Annotated in this window: 12 protein-coding genes; 3 read left to right on the forward strand and 9 right to left on the reverse strand. The window is 68.0% G+C overall.

What is annotated here, in order from left to right:
- Positions 1–41 precede the first annotated feature (41 nt).
- The gene (locus D8676_RS16120; protein WP_121582114.1) at positions 42–1,052 is read right to left on the reverse strand and encodes an AraC family transcriptional regulator; all 1,011 of its coding nucleotides are present in this window, start codon (positions 1,050–1,052) and stop codon (positions 42–44) included.
- A gap of 128 nt (positions 1,053–1,180) precedes the next feature.
- Here D8676_RS16120 and D8676_RS16125 point away from each other — a divergent pair, with 128 nt between their 5' ends.
- Complete coding sequence (locus D8676_RS16125) at positions 1,181–3,610, forward strand: arylsulfatase (protein WP_121582115.1); 2,430 nt, start codon at positions 1,181–1,183, stop codon at positions 3,608–3,610.
- Between the two features lie 72 nt (positions 3,611–3,682).
- On the opposite strand, the gene D8676_RS16130 is transcribed toward D8676_RS16125, so the two are convergent.
- Positions 3,683–5,035, reverse strand: a complete 1,353-nt coding sequence (locus tag D8676_RS16130; protein WP_121582116.1) for a solute carrier family 23 protein — start codon at positions 5,033–5,035, stop codon at positions 3,683–3,685.
- 185 nt (positions 5,036–5,220) lie between these two features.
- On the opposite strand from D8676_RS16130, the gene guaD reads away from it, so the two are divergent.
- Positions 5,221–6,585, forward strand: coding sequence for a guanine deaminase (gene guaD / locus D8676_RS16135; RefSeq protein WP_121582117.1), 1,365 nt, complete (start codon positions 5,221–5,223; stop codon positions 6,583–6,585).
- Between the two features lie 44 nt (positions 6,586–6,629).
- Here the strand turns inward: guaD and cobT are convergent, their stop codons facing one another.
- Genes cobT through cobA form a run of 4 tightly spaced genes read right to left on the reverse strand, consistent with a single transcriptional unit; the run spans position 6,630 to position 10,563 of the window.
- Positions 6,630–7,640 (reverse strand): nicotinate-nucleotide--dimethylbenzimidazole phosphoribosyltransferase, encoded by a 1,011-nt coding sequence (gene cobT, locus D8676_RS16140; RefSeq protein WP_121582118.1) that lies wholly within the window; start codon positions 7,638–7,640, stop codon positions 6,630–6,632.
- Positions 7,641–7,685: 45 nt separating this feature from the next.
- Positions 7,686–8,441 carry an adenosylcobinamide-GDP ribazoletransferase gene (cobS, locus tag D8676_RS16145; protein ID WP_121582119.1) on the reverse strand — a complete coding sequence of 252 codons (756 nt, stop codon included), beginning with the start codon at positions 8,439–8,441 and terminating at the stop codon, positions 7,686–7,688.
- A complete protein-coding gene (locus D8676_RS16150) occupies positions 8,438–9,772 on the reverse strand; it encodes a cobyrinate a,c-diamide synthase (RefSeq protein ID WP_121582120.1) in 1,335 nt (444 codons plus the stop codon). The genes cobS and D8676_RS16150 overlap by 4 nt, the downstream gene beginning before the upstream one ends.
- On the reverse strand, positions 9,769–10,563 hold the full coding sequence (gene cobA / locus D8676_RS16155) for a uroporphyrinogen-III C-methyltransferase (RefSeq protein ID WP_121582121.1): 795 nt from the start codon (positions 10,561–10,563) through the stop codon (positions 9,769–9,771). The genes D8676_RS16150 and cobA overlap by 4 nt, the downstream gene beginning before the upstream one ends.
- Before the next feature lie 47 nt (positions 10,564–10,610).
- Between cobA and D8676_RS16160 the strand changes: the two genes are divergently transcribed.
- Positions 10,611–11,708 (forward strand): cobalt-precorrin-5B (C(1))-methyltransferase, encoded by a 1,098-nt coding sequence (locus tag D8676_RS16160; protein ID WP_245426843.1) that lies wholly within the window; start codon positions 10,611–10,613, stop codon positions 11,706–11,708.
- A gap of 242 nt (positions 11,709–11,950) precedes the next feature.
- On the opposite strand, the gene cobM is transcribed toward D8676_RS16160, so the two are convergent.
- Genes cobM through cbiE form a run of 3 tightly spaced genes read right to left on the reverse strand, consistent with a single transcriptional unit; the run spans position 11,951 to position 14,321 of the window.
- The gene (gene cobM, locus D8676_RS16165) at positions 11,951–12,715 is read right to left on the reverse strand and encodes a precorrin-4 C(11)-methyltransferase (RefSeq protein ID WP_121582123.1); all 765 of its coding nucleotides are present in this window, start codon (positions 12,713–12,715) and stop codon (positions 11,951–11,953) included.
- Positions 12,712–13,095, reverse strand: a complete 384-nt coding sequence (locus D8676_RS16170) for a cobalamin biosynthesis protein (RefSeq protein ID WP_121582124.1) — start codon at positions 13,093–13,095, stop codon at positions 12,712–12,714. Before D8676_RS16170 ends, cobM begins: the two co-directional genes overlap by 4 nt.
- Positions 13,092–14,321 carry a precorrin-6y C5,15-methyltransferase (decarboxylating) subunit CbiE gene (gene cbiE, locus D8676_RS16175; RefSeq protein WP_121582125.1) on the reverse strand — a complete coding sequence of 410 codons (1,230 nt, stop codon included), beginning with the start codon at positions 14,319–14,321 and terminating at the stop codon, positions 13,092–13,094. Before cbiE ends, D8676_RS16170 begins: the two co-directional genes overlap by 4 nt.
- Between the last annotated feature and the right edge of the window lie 98 nt (positions 14,322–14,419).

A 14,419-nucleotide genomic window follows, 5' to 3' on the forward strand; every position in this document is an offset into this window, starting at 1 on the left:
GTTGCTTGCCGCGAGGCTGGGTGCTCCAGCCAAAGCGCCTTTCAGGCGAGCTTTGAGCGAAACTGGCTCGGAGGACTGCCGGTCCAGCGGCGGAAAGCCCGCGTGAAGGAAGCCTGGTCGGCGTAGCCCAGATCGGCTGCAATCGCGGCGATGCGGCTGCCGCGCTGGCCCAGGCGTCGAAGCGTTTCGCTGCGACGAACTTCGGCCAGCAGGTCCGAGAAATTGGTTCCCTCGGCATCGAGCTGGCGCTGGAAGGTGCGTGCGCTTGTTCCGGCGGCGGCGACCACCCGCCTCATGGTCGGCGGCTCATCTGCGTCGAGCATCGTGACGAGGAGCGCCCTCACCGAACCGGCCAGCGTCCCGTCGCCACGCAGCGGCATTGCATTCGAAAGTCCGTGCGGGCTGAGGCGGTCCCGCGCGACGTTGCCGAAGGGACGGTGCACGATCCGCTCGTCGATCACCGCCGTGAAGCCGCGCGCCTTCGTCTCGAATACGCAGTCGCCGTACCACTTGCGGAGATGGTCGACACCGAAGACCGGATGGGGCGGAATTTCGAGCCTGAGGAAGCGCGGCGGCGGGTCGCCGGCCATGCCGAGGATACGGTCGACCATCGCCGAGGCATATTGAAGGAGGGTGTGCCGGGTCTCGGGATCGAAGCGGTGGGCGAAGAATTCGTTGACGACGTAGGTTCCTTGTTCCTTTCGCACGGTAACCTGCTCGTGGGAGCAGTAATACGGAAGCGCAGCCACTACCCGCGCCATCAGTTCTCCCGCGTTACGCGCGCCGAGGCCGACCTTCCCCAGCATCGCCAGCTCCAGATTGCCGGCGCTTGAAACGATGCGGCAGGGGAGATCAGGCCCGAAATCGCGCGCCGCATTCCGCAGAAGGGCGGCGACATGCACCAGCGGCACGGGCCGGAACGGATCGGCCAGCAGGTCAGCGGGAAGGTTGACCGAGGCAAGCGCCGCATCGGCCGCGACGCCCCGATCGGCCAACCAACGCAGCGTTGGCAGGAGCGCGAATCCTCGGATCATGGGGATAACGATCGTCATTGCCCTGAACTCGGACACTCCCCAGACCCTATCAATGCCGCCAGTTCATTTTGGCGTCAAATGCAAAGCCGGGAGGCAGGTCGGCCGCTAAGCTGCACACTATCGGCGTTCTTTGAGGGAGCTTCGCCATGCACAACTCCGTCCGTGCCACGCTGCTCAGCGGCGCAGTCATACTCGGCGCCTCCGCCGGTCCTGCCATCTCGCAGCAGGTCACCGGCACTCTCGGTTCCCCCGAGGCGACCACGACCATTCCCGGCGATCAGCTTCCCGCGCCAGATCCGGCCTTCGGCGGCGCGATCAAGCAGAAGGCGTCCGAATCGACGCCTTGGTGGCCGCCCCGCGTCGTCCCGCCCGAACAGGCGCCGAATGTTCTCCTCATCATGGCCGACGATCAGGGCTTTGGCGCGCCCAGCACTTTTGGCGGCGTCGTCCCCACGCCGAACATGGACCGGATCGCCAATGCCGGCCTGCGCTACACAAACTTCCACTCGACATCGCTTTGCTCGCCGACGCGGGCCGCGCTGATCACGGGACGCAATCACCATTCGGTCGGCTTCGGCGTCGTCGGCGAAACCTCGACCGGATATCCCGGCTACGATTCGATCATCCCGCTCGACAAGGGTACCATCGGCACGATCCTCAGGGACAACGGCTACGCCACCGCGTGGTTCGGCAAGGACCACAACACGCCGTCCTTCCAGTCGAGCCAGGCCGGGCCGTTCCATCAGTGGCCGAACGGCATGGGCTTCGAATACTTCTACGGCTTCGTCGGCGGCGACGCGAGCCAGTGGCAGCCGAACCTGTTCCGCAACACGACCGCCATCTATCCCTTCCAGGGCAATCCCGGCTGGAACATGGAAACGGCGATGGCGGACGACGCCATCCAGTACATGAAGCAGTTGAAGGAACTCGCGCCCGACAAGCCTTTCTTCGTCTACTACGTTCCCGGCGCGACGCATGCGCCGCACCACCCCACCAAGGAGTGGGTCGACAAGATCAGCGACATGCACCTCTTCGACGAGGGCTGGAACAAGGTTCGCGAGACGATATTCGCCAACCAGAAGCGGCTCGGCATCATGCCCGACGACGCCGTGCTCACCGACTGGCCGAAGGAGCTCCCCGAATGGGATTCGCTCAGCCTCGAGGAGAAAAAGCTGTTTGTCAGGCAGGCGGACGTCTACGGCGCCTATCTTGCCTATGCCGACCACGAGATCGGCCGCGTCATCCAGGCGGTCGAGGATCTCGGCGAGCTCGACAACACGCTGATCATCTATATCGGCGGCGACAACGGTGCCAGCGCCGAGGGCATGCTCAACGGCACGCCGAACGAATTCACCACCTTCAACGGCGTATCGGTTCCGGTGAAGGACCAGTTCCTCTGGTATCCGTTCTGGGATTCCGAGCGGACCTTTCCGCATTTCGCCGCCGGTTGGGCGTGGGCGATGGACACGCCGTTCAAATGGGTGAAGCAGGTGCCGTCGCACTTTGGCGGAACCGCGCAAGGCGTGGCGATGTCGTGGCCGGGCCATATCACCGACGTCGGCGGCATCCGGCATCAGTTCCACCACGTCATCGACATCGCGCCCACCATTCTGGAGGCAACCGGCATCCCGGCGCCCGAAATCGTCAACGGCATAAAGCAGGAGCCGATCGAAGGCGTGAGCATGGCCTACACCTGGGGCAAGGCCAACGCGAACGCTCCCTCGACGCACAAGACCCAGTATTTCGAGATGCTCGGCAACCGTGCGCTCTATCATGATGGCTGGGTGGCCGCGACCACGCCGGTGACGCTGCCGTGGAAGCTGAGCACCGACACGCCGCCCGACGTGATCACCGGCTACAACTGGGAGCTCTACAACGTCGCCGAGGACCCGACCCAGTCGAAAGACCTCGCCGCGAAGATGCCCGACAAGCTCAAGGAGCTGCAGGACATGTTCTATGCGGAGGCGGCGAAGTACAACGTGCTTCCGCTCGACAATTCGACTCTCGCCCGCTGGAACACGCAGCGTCCGAGCCTGACAGCAGGGCGGACCGAGTTCACCTATTCAGGCGAATTGAGCGGCGTGCCTGCGAGCGCCGGACCGAGCATCCTCAACAAGGCCTACACGATCACCGCGGAGGTCGAGATTCCCCAGGATGGCGCGGAGGGCGTGATCGTCACGGAGGGCGGACGCTTCGGCGGCTACGCGCTCTTCCTGAGCAAGGGCGAGTTCGGCGTCGGCCGTGGCAAGGTCGTCTTCGCCTACAATTTGCTCGATCTCAAGCGGACGCTCTGGGAAGGTCCCGAGCTCGAGCCCGGAAAGCACACCGTGATGTTCGACTTCAAGCCGTCCGGACCCGGTCTCGGCAAAGGCGGCACCGGGGAGCTGTCGGTCGACGGAAAGCTGGTTGCCACCAATACCCTGGATCACACGACGCCTATCACCTTCCCGGAGGACGAGTCCTTCGATGTCGGCCTCGATACCCGCACCGGCGTGACTTTGGTCGAACAGAGATACGACACGCCGTTCAGGTTCACCGGCAAGATCGACAGACTGACATTCAAGCTGCGGCCCTAGGCCGGCAGCATTCCTGGCAGGGACGGGAGAAGCCGGGGCGTTTTTCCGGCTTCTCCCATGGCGTTTGCTGCCTCAGGCCTTCTTCTCGGTCTCGGTCTTGTCCTCGGGGAGAACGAGGTTCAGCACGATCGCCCAGACCGCTCCGAAGGCAATGGAGGAGCCGAGCAAATAGCGCGCGAGATCGGGCAGGGTGTCGACGAATTCCTTCGGCACCAGCGTGGCGAAGAGCGCCATGAGGATCGGCAGGCCGACCACGAACATGTTGCGCTCGGTGAGCGCCGCCATGCGCACGACGCGGAAGCCGTTGATCGCGATGACCGCGCAAAGCACGCCGAACACGCCGCCGATGACCGGAGCCGGGATGACGGCTATCGCCGCCGCAAGCTTGCCGATCAATCCGAAGAGGACGAGGAACACGCCTGCCGCGGCGAAGGCGAGGCGGCTGGCGACGCCGGTCACCGCGATGACGCCCGCGTTGGACGAGTAGCCGGTGACCGGCGTGCTGCATAGGACCGCGCTGGCCAGGCAGCCCAGGCCTTCGCCGGTCGCGCCGCGGTCGAGCTGTTCGTTGGACAGCGGCTTGTCGATGACGGCGCCGACCGCGAACCAGGTGCCCGTGGTTTCCGCCAGCACGACGAGATAGACGACGATCATCGTCAGTATGGCCGGCAGCGAGAAGCTGACGTCGAAATTGACGAAGGCGATGCGCGGCATGGTGAACCAGCCCGCATCGACCACCGGCTGGAAGCTGAACCGGCCCATGAACGAAGCGGCGATGCAGCCGCCGGCCAGCGCGATGATGACGGAGGAGAGGCGCAGCCAGTTGCCCTTCGCGCCCATGCTGATGCCGATGACGATGGCGCCGACCAGCAGCAGCGCGGAGATCGCCGCAAGCGCGATGTTCTGGTGTATCGTGCCGGTGCCATGCACGGCGAATACGCTTTCACGCAGCGCGACCGGCATCAGCGCGATGCCCACCACGACGATGATCGTTCCGCCCACGAGCGGCGGCACCAGGCGCGCGACGATCTTGTGGAACACGCCCGTCACGCCGAGCAGCGCGACGATGATCGCGCCGGGGATCAGCGCGCCGATGACCGTCGAGAGGCCGGCTAAGCCGCCGTCGGCGCCGAATGCGATGGCCAGCACCGCCCCGATCGGGACATATGACGGTCCCTGGACGACGGGCAGGCGCATGATCCACTGCGACTGGATGAGCGTGGCGATGCCCGCCGCAAGGAAGCCGGACTGGATGAAGGCCGCCGAATCGGGAACGCTGAAGGCGAGCACCGACGCGATGATGAACGGCACGATGTAGACGTCCATCGCCAGCACGTGCTGAAGGCCCAGGAACGCCGCGCGCCCGATCGGGATGTCGTCGTCCGGCCCGGCGACGAGCCTGCCCTCATACGGTCTTGAGTCCATTTATAGGTTCCCCCTTGAGAATGGCCGTGGTCGCGGCTTATGAGCGCGAGCCCGATGCGCGACGGGTGATAGACTAAAGTCGAAATGGCCGATTCTCTCGGAAAATCTGAAACAGTTCCGTTTTGCCCCCTGTTTTGTTGCGAGCCTCCGCGCGGCCTGCTGCAGCCAGGAAACTGGAGGACCCCATGCAGGACAAGGTGATCTCGGGAGCGCTGTTCCACGCGCCGGAGAGCGGCCGCATCGAGGCGATGGCCAGGGCCGCGGTCGCCGTCGATGCAGACGGCGTCATCGCCGCCGTCGAGTGCGCCGGCACGCCCGAATTCGATGCGCTGGTGGCCGGGGCGCGGGCGGACGGCCGGCTGGTCGAGCTCGCCGAGGGCAGCGTCCTGATGCCGGGGCTGGTCGACCTCCACATCCACGCCCCGCAATGGCCGCAGATCGGCAAGGCGCTCGACGAGCCTCTGGAGGTCTGGCTGCAGAAATACACATTCCCGTTGGAGGCCCGCTACGCCGACGTCGACTTCGCCCGCCGTGTCTATCGCGACCTCGTCGGCAGCCTTCTTGCGCACGGCACCACGACTGCCGTCTACTTCGCCACCACCCATGTGGAAGCGTCCCTGGCGCTCGCCGAAATATGCCTCGATGAGGGACAGCGCGCCTTCGTCGGCAAGGTCGCGATGGACGATCCCGATCAGTGCCCCGGCTATTACCGCGACGCCGACGCTGCCGTCGCGCTTGCCGACACGCGCGCGTTCATCGACCGGGTCCGCGGGCTGGCCGGCGATGGTGATGCGCTGGTCAGGCCCATCATCACGCCCCGCTTCATTCCGAGTTGCACCGACGAGCTTCTCGCCGGGCTCGGCAAGCTCGCGGCCGAGACCGGCTGCCTGGTGCAGACGCATTGTTCGGAAAGCGATTGGGAGCGCGATTTCGTCATGGCCCGCCACGGCCGGACCGACAGCGAGGTGCTGCGCGACTTCGGCCTGCTGCGCGAGCACACGGTTCTGGCACATTCCAATTTCGTGACGGACGGCGACCTTTCCCTGATCCGGGAGAAGGGCGCCGCGGTCGCGCATTGCCCGCTCTCCAACTTCTATTTCGCCAACGCTGTGTTCCCGCTGCGGCGGGCTCTCGACATGGGCGTGCGGACCGGCCTCGGCACCGACATATCGGGCGGCCACAGCCCTTCGGTCCTCGACGGCTGCCGTCACGCCCTTTCGGCCGCCCGCGCCCGCGCGAGCGGCGTCGAGGCGGATCTGCCCGCCGGCGAGCGCGGGGCGGGCGGTCCTGCGGTGACGGTGGCCGAAGCGCTGTGGCTTGCGACTGCCGGCGGTGGCGAGGCGCTCGGCCTGCCGGTCGGCAAGTTCGCGCCGGGCTTCCATTTCGACGCGGTGCTGGTCGACACCTGCCGTCCGGCCAGCCCCCTCAAGGTCTGGGAAGGGCTCGACACGATCGAGGAAACCGCCGCGAAGATCGTCCTCAACGCCACCAGGGACGACATCGCGAAAGTCTGGGTTCGGGGCAGGGCCGTCGGCCCGAACGCCGGATAGGCTCTGCTCGCGGCGGAACGGAAGGGGCGTTTCTCAGGCGCTGCCTATTTCTCCGAAACGCCTGCCTCGGCAAAGCTTGCCATGCCGGCGTGGCAGGCGAGCGCAGAGCGCACGACGTTGACCGCCAGGCATGCGCCGGAGCCTTCGCCGAGCCGCATGCCGAGGTCGAGGAGAGGGGAAAGCCCCATCGCCTCCAGCAGCCCGCGATGGCCTGCTTCCGCCGAGACATGCCCGGCCAACGCGTGCGCGAGCCCCGTCGGTTCGAGCTTCTGCAAGGGAGCTGCCGCCGCCGTGCAGACGAAGCCGTCGAGCAGCACCGGCACGCGTTTGTGCCGCGCGGCCAGCGTCGCGCCCATGATCGCGGCAAGCTCGCGCCCGCCGAGCGCCGCGGCAATCCTGAGCGGGTCGCCGAGGACACCCTTGTGCAGCGCCAGACCCTTATCGATCGCCGCCGCCTTGCGCTTCAGCCCGGCGTCATCGACACCGGTGCCGCGCCCGACCCATCGTGACGGCTCGCCGCCGAACAGCGCTGCGGCGATCGCCGCCGCCGTTGTCGTGTTGCCGATGCCCATCTCGCCGAAGCAGGCGAGGTCGGCGTCGTCGGCGACCGCTTTGTAGCCCGCCGTCACGGCTGCCAAAAAGTCCGCCTCGTCCATCGCGGCTTCTTGCGTGAAGTCGCCGGTCGGACGCTCGACCTCCAGCGGCACCACCGAGAGTTCGGCGCCGGCCGCGCGCGCGAGCTGGTTGATGGCTGCCCCGCCGGCGGAGAAATTCGCCACCATCTGGTGCGTCACCTCGGCCGGGAAGGCCGACACGCCCTGCGCGGTCACGCCGTGCGAACCGGCGAACACCACGGCCTGCACCTTGTCCAGCTTTGGCATGGCGCGGCCCTGCCAGCGCGCCAGCCATGCCGCAATTTCTTCGAGCCGGCCGAGGCTTCCCTGCGGCTTGGTCAGCGTGTCCTGGCGGGCGAGGGCGGCGTGGGCGGCCGTCTCATCACCGGGCCAGAGGGCGGTGCAGGCCTCGCGCAATTCATCTAGGGATTTGAAGGGCATGGGAGAGATGGTTCCGTGAGAGAGTCAAAAGGTTCAGAATCTGATTCAGGTGAGGATGGCCGCTGCGACAACGAGCACCGCGATCTCGCCGGCCTGCTGCAATGCGCCGAGCGTATCGCCCGTCTGCCCGCCGATCTGCCTGAGGCAGAGCGCGCGAAAACCGTAGAAGACCAGCGCCAGCACGATCGCCGCCGCGACCAGCCCGGAGACGCCGAGCGCCAGCAGCGCCACCGCGCCGATCGCCAGAGCGACATAGGCGGTGTCGGCCTGGACCGTGCCCGCGCCTGCGCCTAGCCCGTCTTGGCGCGCCGGCGGGGCGAGATGCATGAAGGCTGGCAGCAGCGCCCGCGAGGCCGCGTGCGCGGCGATCAGCGCCGAGCAAGCATAGAGCGGGTTGGCGAGCGCCGCGATCGCGCTCCAGCGGATCAGCGCCGACGTCAGGAGCGCCGACGCGCCGTAGGCACCGATGCGGCTATCGCGCATGATCTCCAGCTTCCGCTCGCGCGTCTTGCCGCCGCCGAACCCGTCCGCCACGTCGGACAGCCCGTCCTCGTGCAGGCAGCCGGTCGTCAGCATGGTTGCCGCCAGCGCCAGCGCCGCCGCCACCTGGACCGGTACGCCGAGCGACAAGGCGAGGACGTAGGCCAGGGCCGCGATCACCCCCACCGCCACCCCGACCAGGGGAGCTGCCCACATCGCCTGCGCCAGCGTCCGGCCGCCGAAGTCGAAAGCCGGCAGCGGCAGCCGCGTGAAGAAGACGAGGCAGAACGCGATGTCCTCGGCAATGCGGCGCGGGGTCATGCGTCGGCCCTCGCAATCGCGTGGAAGAACGTACCCGTCACATGACCGCGCCGCCCGCCCGACATGCCAAGCGCATTGCCCTGGCCATCGGCGATCTCGGCAAGCGGCTCGTCCGCGCCCGGCTCGATCACCTGGGCGTAGTGGAACTCGTGCCCGCGCACGGCCGCGCCCGCCGGCCCGAGCGCCGAGCCCGCTTTCAGCCTTGCCTGCCGGTAGCCGAGGTTCATCTTCCGCTTCGCAAAACTCGTCGCGTGGGACAGCAGGCCGAGCATTGCATGCCGCTCGCCCTCCGCGTCGACCAGGCCTTCGCCGAGCACCATGAACCCGCCGCACTCGCCATGCACCGGCTTTTCCCGTGCGAATTCGGCCATCCCCGCCCGGAATTTTTCCGCCGCCGCGATCCGTCCGGCATGCAGCTCCGGATAGCCGCCGGGCAGCCAGCAGACATCGCAGTCCTCGCGCGGTGGCTCGTCCGCCAGCGGCGAGAACGGCACGATCTCCGCGCCTGACTTGCGCCAATGCCTTGCCACATGCGGATAGAGGAAGCTGAAGGCCGCATCCTGCGCCAGCGCGATCCTTTGTCCCGGCGGGGGCAGCGCGCCGGAGAAATCGCCTGATGTCGCCGCCAGCGGCGTCATCAGTTCCAGCACGTGGTCGATGTCGACCGAGCGCTCCATCACATCCGCCAGCCGCTCGATATGCGTCTCGATGTCGGCGTGCTCGCCGGCCTGTACAAGCCCGAGATGCCGCTCGGGCAAGGTGAGTGTGGGGTCGCGCATCACCGCGCCCACCACCGGAATGCCCAGCGCCTCGATCGCATCGCCCGCCAGCCTTTTGTGCCTTTCGCTGCCCAGCCGGTTGAGCACGACGCCGGCGATCCTCACATCAGGGTCGTAGCTGGCAAATCCCTTGGCGATCGCGGCTGATGTTTGCGATTGCCCCGACACGTCGAGCACCAGCAGCACCGGCAGGCCGAAGCGCCCGGCCAGATCCGCCGCCGAGCCCGTCCGTCCGGCTTCCGCCGGGATGCCGTCGAACAGGCCCATGGCGCTTTCGATCACCACGGCGTCGGCCCTGTTAGCAGCTTCCGCCATCAGCGCGGCGATCAGTCCCGGCGGCATCGCCCAGCTGTCCAGGTTGACGCCGTCCCTACCGGTTGCAGCCGCGTGGAAGCCCGGATCGATGTAGTCCGGCCCCGACTTCGCGCCGCGCACTTTCACGCCGCGCCTTGCCAGCGCGCGCAGCAGCCCGATCGTGACCGACGTTTTTCCGGAGCCCGAACGCGGCGCGCCGATGATGATCGCCCTGGCTGTCGTAACCTTGGCCGTCATCCTTCGCCCCTCATTTTCTCGCGCAGCGGGACGATGTGCCCGACGACGATCAGGGCAGGGGAGACGATCCTCTCCCGTTCCGCCGCCCCGACCAGCGTGCCGAGCGTGGCGACCACCACGCGTTCCCCAGGCAGCGTCGCGTTCTCCACGAAGGCCGCCGGCGTGTCCGCCGCCAGCCCGCCCTCCATCAGCGCCGTGACCGTATCGGCCATATGCGTCAGGCCCATATAGATGACGATCGGCTGGCCGGTGCGGGCGAGGGCGGCCCAATCCGGACGGTCGTCACTCTGCGCGGCAAAGCCGGTCGCCAGGATCACCGCGCCGTTGACGCCGCGCATCGTCGCCGGGATGCCCGCCGAGGCCAGCCCGCCGAAGGCCGAGGTGACGCCGGGCAGCACGCGGAACGGTATCTTCTCCGCCGCCAGCGCCAGCGCCTCCTCGCCGCCGCGCGCGAAGACCAGCGGATGCCCGCCCTTCAGCCTGACCACCTTGCGCCCTTCCTTCGCCAGCCGCACCAGCAGCGCATTGATCTCGCCCTGCGGAATCGACAGCCTACCGCCGCGTTTGCCGACGAAGAATTTTTCGGCCTGTTCCGCAACCGCGACCGCCTTCTCCGACACCAGCGCGTCATGCACCAGCGCATCGGCCTGCGCCAGCGCCGCCAGCGCATCCAGCGTCAGCAGCCCCGGGTCGCCGGGTCCGGCGCCGACGAGCCAGACATGGCCGGGCTCCAGTTCCGGTCCCGCATGCGCCAGCCGCGCCATCGCCTGTTCGAGGAAAGTCCTGCTCATGCGTTTCCCTCATGACGCGCCATTCCGTCCGCCCTATAGATCGTGGCATGACCGAGGAGAACCGTCCCCACGATCCGCCGCTTCGGCGCGGCTGGACCACTGGCGCCTGTGCGGCCGCCGCTGCCAAGGCTGCGACCGCTGCGCTGGTGTCGGGTGCGTTCCCCGACCCGGTCGAGATTGCGCTGCCGTCGGGCCGCCGCGTCGCCTTCGCGCTCGCCCGCCACGATCTCGGCGAAGGGCAGGCAACCGCCGCCATCGTCAAGGATGCCGGCGACGACCCCGACGTCACCCACGGCGCCGTGGTCACGGCAACCGTGCGCCGCGGCAAGCCCAATTCGGGCGTCACCTACAAGCGCGGCGAAGGCGTCGGCCTCGTCACCCGCCCCGGCCTGCCGATCCCGGCCGGCGAGCCGGCGATCAACCCGGTTCCCCGCAAGATGATCGCGACCTCCGTACTGGAAGCGGCCGGCGAGGCCGCCGACATCGAGGTCGAGATCTCCGTACCGGGCGGGGAAAAAATGGCCGAGCGCACGCTCAACCCGCGCCTGGGCATTCTCGGCGGTATCTCCATCCTCGGAACGACCGGCATCGTCATTCCCTATTCCTGCTCGTCCTGGATCCATTCCATCCATCGCGGCATCGACGTCGCCCGCGCCATGGGTTTTGCCCATGTCTCCGGCGCCACCGGCAACGCCTCCGAGATCGCCGCGCAGAAGCTGCATTCCCTGCACGAGGTGCAGCTCATCGACATGGGCGATTTCGCCGGTGGTATGCTGAAATACGTTCGCGACCATCCCGTGCCGCGCGTCACCGTGGCCGGCGGCGTCGCCAAGATGACGAAACTCGCGCAAGGCATGCTCGACCTGCATTCCTCGCGCGGCGCGGCGGACCTCGACGCGCTGGCGACGGTCGCCGAAAAATCCGGCGCGTCGGCCGATCTCGCATCGCGCATCCGCGCGGCCAACACGGTGGCCGAGGCCTTCTCGCTCGCCTCTGCCGAGGGCATTCCGCTTGGAGACGCCATCGCGTCCACGGCCTGGTCGACCGCCGCCGCCGTGCTCAAGGGCACCGGCATCGAGCTCGAATTGTTGGTCTTCAACCGCGAAGGCGAGATGATGGGGCGGAAGGAATTTTCGCGCGCCTGAGCGCAACCCCGCGAGGTCGGCACCGCCCCTCACCGTTACCCTCTCCCCGTAAGAACGGGGAGAGGGGTTCGCCACCGCTTCTCTCCTCTCCCCGCTCTTGCGGGGAGAGGATGCCGGCAGGCAGGTGAGGGGCGGCGCCGACGCTTCGCGATTGGCTATCCTCTCCCCCGGGCAGGGGGAGAGGTGGATCGGCCCGCAGGGCTGAGACGGAGGGGGGATGTTTGGGACGGCAGGAAGACCCATCACGCGCCCTCCCGTCCGCGAAAGCGCCTTTGATAATAGGCATCGTAGAGCGAGCTCTCGCGAAAATCCTCGGCTCCCAAGCCCCGCCCGATGAAGATGATCGCGCTGCGCTCGATCGGGTCGGCGGCCAGCTTCGTTTCGATGTCGGCCAGCGTGCCGCGCACCACGCGTTCTTCCGGCCATGACGCCCGGAAAACCACCGCCACCGGGCAGTCGGCGCCGTAGAGCGGCGAAAGCTCCGCAACGATCTCGGATATCGCATGGATCGCCAGGTGGATCGCCAGTGTCGCGCCGGTCTTGCCGAAGCCCGCCAGCGTCTCTCCCGCCGGCATCTTCGAGGCCCGACCCGACACCCGCGTCAGCACCAGCGACTGCGCGACTTCCGGGATGGTCAGTTCGCGCCCCAGCGCCGCCGCCGCCGCCGCGAAGGAGGGCACACCTGGAGTCAGCGTGTAGGGGATCCCCAGGCGCTCCAGCCGCCTGATCTGCTCGGCCACCGCGCTCCACACCGAAAGGTCGCCCGAATGCAGCCGTGCCACGTCCTTGCCCGCCGCATGCGCTGCCGCATACTCCGCCTCGATCTCGTCGAGCGACATCGGCGCGGTGTCGACCAGCTTCGCGTCGGCCGGACAATATTGCAGCAGTTCCGGCGACACGATCGAGCCGGCATAGAGGCAGACCGGGCAGGCGGCGATCAGGTCGCGCCCACGCACGGTGATGAGGTCCGCCGCGCCCGGTCCGGCGCCGATGAAATGCACCGTCATTCTCCGCCTCCGATGGCGATTGCGCAGGTTACGCGTCCGACGGCTGTCCTCGGCCCCGCCAGCCGCGCGCCTTCGCCCGCCGCCGCCAGCGCGGCAGCTTCGGATACGGAAGGCGTGCCGGCAACGGCCAGTGATGCGCCGGACCGGGTGATCGTCCGGGACGACATTTCCGCCAGCACGTCGTCGTCCACCAGCACCAGCGGCAGGCCGATCGTCCCGCCTGCCGCGATGATACCGGCCTCGTCCTTTTTCATCCGGGCCGTCGCCAGCAGCGACAGCGCATTCCGCTCCAGCCCATGCGCCTCAAGCGCGGCCTCCACCGCCGCCACCACCTCGGCGGCGCTGACGCCCCTGCGGCTGCCGATCCCCGCCACGATCACGGCTTTACCCCGGGCTTGATCCAGCTCCACTGCGTCACCGGCATGGCCGGCCGCCAGCCGCTCATCGACCCGATGGCCGTCTCGCGAGAGATCGCGATCCGCACCAGCTCGCCGCCCAGCGCGGCATGCCTCGCCAGCAGCAGCGCTTCCATCTCCAAGGTCACCGCGTTCGCCACCAGCCGGCCGCCGGGGGGCAGGGCAGCGACCGCCGCATCCAGCACGCCGGCGTCGGTGCCGCCGCCGCCGATGAAGATCGTATCCGGCGTCGGCAAGCCGGCGAGCGCTGCCGGCGCCGTCCCCTCGACAACCGTCAGCCCAGGCACGCCGAAGGCGGAGGCATTGCGTCTTATCCGCGCCGCGCGCTCGGCGTCGGCCTCGATCGCCACCGCGCGCATCGCCGGGTCGGCGAGCATCCATTCGATCGCGATCGAGCCGGAGCCCGCGCCGATGTCCCATAACAATTCGCCGCGCCGGGGCGCCAGCGCCGCAAGCGTCACCGCGCGCACCGCGCGCTTGGTGATCTGCCCGTCATGCTCGAACAGTTCGTCCGCTCGTCCCGCCGTCAGCGGCAGCACGCGCGCCTCAGGACTTGATTCAACCTCCAGCGCCAGCACGTTGAGCGCGTTGACGTCTTCCAGGTCGAAGTTTTCTGCCGTCGTCGCGCTCATGCGTTCGCCCGGCCCGCCCAGCGCCTCCAGCACGGTCACCTTCGAACTACCTAAGCCGAGCTGCACCAGCAGCAGCGCCACCGCCCTCGGCCCGTCGCCATCGGAGGTCAGCGCGAGCACGCGCCGTCTCGGCTGCAGCAGGGGGCGGATGAGGTCGATCGCATGCCCGTGCAGCGACACCGTCTCGACGTCCTGCAGTGCCCAGCCCAGTCGCGCCGCCGCCAGCGAAAAAGCCGAAGGTGAGGGCACCACGATCATCTCGCCCGCCGCCACATGCCGCGCCAGCGTCACACCGACGCCGTGGAGAAAAGGATCGCCCGAGGCCAGTGCGCAGACCTTTTTCCCGCGCAGCGCAACGACCTCGCGCATCGCCACGTCGAACGGGCTCGGCCAGGCGCGTGCGTCGCCCCGGATCAGGCCTTTCGCCAACTCCAGGTGCCGCCGGCCGCCGAACACGATCTCGGCCTCGCTGACCAGCCGCTTCGCTTCGTCGCCCAGCCCCGCCGTGCCATCCTCGCCGATCCCGACGACGGAAAGCCATTTTTCGGAGGCGGTCATGCCGCGCTCCTCGTGGCGAGTCGTCCCAGAACTCGGGTTCCTCGCCCCCACGGAGTGGGGGAGAGGTGGCTCGGGCTAAGCCCGAGACGGAGAGGGGG

It is taken from the genome of Mesorhizobium sp. YM1C-6-2, assembly GCF_003666685.1.
Lineage (GTDB): Bacteria > Pseudomonadota > Alphaproteobacteria > Rhizobiales > Rhizobiaceae > Mesorhizobium_K.